Origin of the sequence: Spirulina sp. CS-785/01 (assembly GCF_028330525.1) — a bacterium.
In the GTDB taxonomy this organism is placed as follows: Bacteria; Cyanobacteriota; Cyanobacteriia; order Cyanobacteriales; family Spirulinaceae; genus JAQMSD01.
Genome location: NZ_JAQMSD010000326.1, coordinates 1 through 2,808, shown reverse-complemented (window position 1 = coordinate 2,808; position 2,808 = coordinate 1). Strand labels below are relative to the sequence as shown.

The 2,808-nt window shown below is 46.2% G+C and carries 2 protein-coding genes and 1 pseudogene; all 3 read left to right on the top strand.

All coding sequences use genetic code 11. From position 1 onward, the window contains the following. Nucleotides 1-414: pseudogene (locus PN462_RS21625) on the top strand (NACHT domain-containing protein); the annotation flags it as partial. Then, entirely contained in the window at nt 297-992 is a 696-nt protein-coding gene (lepB, locus tag PN462_RS21620) for a signal peptidase I (protein WP_272130925.1), read from the top strand. The pseudogene PN462_RS21625 and the gene lepB, both read left to right, overlap by 118 nt. A gap of 296 nt (nt 993-1,288) precedes the next feature. Next, nucleotides 1,289-2,359 (top strand): M48 family metallopeptidase, encoded by a 1,071-nt coding sequence (locus tag PN462_RS21615; protein ID WP_272130924.1) that lies wholly within the window; start codon nt 1,289-1,291, stop codon nt 2,357-2,359. Nucleotides 2,360-2,808 lie beyond the last annotated feature (449 nt).

Sequence of the window (2,808 nt, the reverse complement as noted above, 5' to 3'; positions counted from 1 at the left end):
GGGCTGATATTCGGGCTGATATTCGGGCTGATATTCGGGCTGAGAGCAGAAATTAAGGTGCGCGACCAACCCAACCAAGGGATTTGGGAAACGCGCAATAAAATGCTCATTACGATGGGGTTAGCCTTGCCCTTAGCTCCCTTAATGTATATTGTGCCGGATTGGGCGGTGGGGGAGGAGGTGAAGCTGCTAGAAGCTCTTGTCTCTGGGGGAGGAATGGCAGTTTTGATCGGTTTTCTCGCTGGCGGGGGAGATGCGTTAGTTCAACATTTTGCCCTGCGTTTTGTGCTGTGTCGGTGGGGGCGGATGCCCTGGAATTATCAAGATTTTCTCGACTATGCCAGTCATCAGGACATTCTCAAAAAAGGGGGGGCCGTTATCGCTTTTATCACGATTTACTTAGGGAGCATTTAGCAACACAAATCACGCTCGATCTCGAACCCAAACCAGACCCGAAACAGAAGCGGTTTCAATTGCCTTGGCTGGTTAAATTTAGCCTATGGATAGCTTTAGTCGCTTTACTCCCTCTTATTCCTGCCAATATTACACAGTTTAACTCTGATTTTCTCAGTGCAATGTCTCCAACGATTCAAACTAGCGATCATATCTGGGTTGATCGCATCACCTACAGTCGTTGGCGGCCCCCTCAGCAAGGGGATATTGTTATATTTACCACTCAAGAGGGATTAGCGGTGGAATTTCCCTATACATTTGCAACTCGTCGAATTCTCGCGCTCCCTAATGACCAACTCCGCATTCGCAATGGTCGGATACAATTGAATGGCGAACCCTTCACGGCGGACTATCTCCACCTCCCCCCCGACTTCACCCAACCGTCTATTACCCTCGATGCTGATGAATATTACTTGATTGGGGATAATCCCGACTATCCCGACTTGGAGACGTTTGGGATAGTTGTCCCCCGTGAGAATATGGAGGGAGAATTGTTACTCCGGGTTTATCCATTGAACCGTTTGGGTTTAGTGGAGTAAGTTGGAAAATGTAGGGGCGCAAGCATTGCGCCCCGACGGGAAGAATTTGTCCTGAATGTTAAAATTGGCTCAAGACTCCAGCATTGACAGAAGAAAAATCAGTCCGAAAAATAAAATAATATGTTTACTCTATTAATCGGCAAATGTCAAGACTTTATTGATGTTAAGACTGCCCTCTGCCTTCTGCCTTCGGAAGCTCTCAAGGAAGAAAATTTTACCTGATTTCTGTCAGTGTTGTGTGATTGTGTTAAAATTTTCTGCAACAAGTGAATCACCTTATAAATGTCATAAATGTCATGAACTTAAAACGCTACTTTTTGAGTGCTTTATTCTCTTTGTTCGTCGTCAATGCAGGAATGGCAAGTGCTACCTCAATTGAGTCGGCTGGACTTCAATCCGAAGACGCGATCGCTGAATCTGAAAGCCTGTTGGCTCAAGCTGAAGCAACCACCCCAGAAGACTTCTTTGAACAAGCCAAACAAGAACTTCCTGAAGATTACTACGCGCTTTATCGAGTTTTAGAGCGAATTGCTCGCGCCAATGAATTAGATAATTTACCTTGGCGACTTCATGTATCTCCAGAATATAACGTGAATGCTTTTGCTACGGATGTAAACCTTATTGCCTTCTTTAGTGGTTTATTGGATCAGGTCGATGGTGATCCTCACGCGATCGCTTGTGTTGTCGGTCATGAAATGGCACACCATACTAAAAACCATATTGCTGTCGGTAATGCAGAAAAAGAACGCATTTTGCAACAACTCCGTGCGGAAGCGGTTGAAGAAGTGGCCGCAGAGGAAGAAGATTTGCGAGAGGATTTACAAGAATTAAATACAGGAGAATGGGTAACATCTGGTGCCGGGAGTCTTGCTGACTCTCTCATTAGTGGCGATGGTGGCTTGATCGGTACGGGGATTAATATTATTGGGGGAATTTTGCGAGGGAATAAAGAGCGGCGTATCCGCCAAGCGATCGAACGTATAGATACAATTTACAAGGAAAAAGAAGCAGAAAGGCTGGCAGAATGGCAAGAACTCAATCATAACCAAGAGTTTGAAGCGGATGAAGTCGGCTATACCTATATGGTCCGGGCAGGATTCAATCCCCAAGGCTGTCTGACGGTGATGGAGGTGCTGAAGCGCTTGGGAGTCACCGAAAGTGCAACCCATCCCGCAACACCAGAACGAATTGAGGCATTAGAGGGGTTTGCCAGTAAGTATCCCACTCAGGTCCTCGTGAATGAAGGAAAAGCTAATTTAGCAGCACGATCCATGCCTTTAACTTACGAGATATCTCGTGATGGTGCTACTTTACGGGTCAATTCTCAAGCCGGAAGCGGCAATTTTGACGACGCTTTCCCCGAATAGCGATCTCGCTGCTCCGCCAAGGGCCCCCCTTTTCTTTTCCTCCCCTTGATCCCCCTCCCGTCCCCCTTATGATCCCCTTTAGATTCGGAATCGGAAAATGTAGGGGCGCAAGCATTGCGCCCCTACGGGAATTACGGAAATTACGGGAATTTTGGGGATTTTGGGGTTAACCTCTAGTAGGCTATTTACTCGACTTTTTTTGACATTAAGCTACAAAGCCCTACTTATACCCATCCTGGAGTTTTCTGGCCTGTGCCGGATGAACAGGTTTCAAAGGGGTTTGATTTTGGTCAGGGTTATGAGAAATGTGTAATTGCACATGATTGTAAGGGCTTCTTCAGCCACTCAGTTAAACTGTAAGGTTTGCCTCGACAAACTTCAAAGGGCTTTTTACGTCTGTAACACTACCTTCACTCATCGTTGGTGTTTTGTTTAATTACAGACCACAG

Coding starts and splice junctions, on each gene's coding strand:
- PN462_RS21615 (WP_272130924.1), top strand. CDS start 1,289: ATGAACTTAAAACGCTACTTTTTGAGTGCTTTATTCTCTTTGTTCGTC.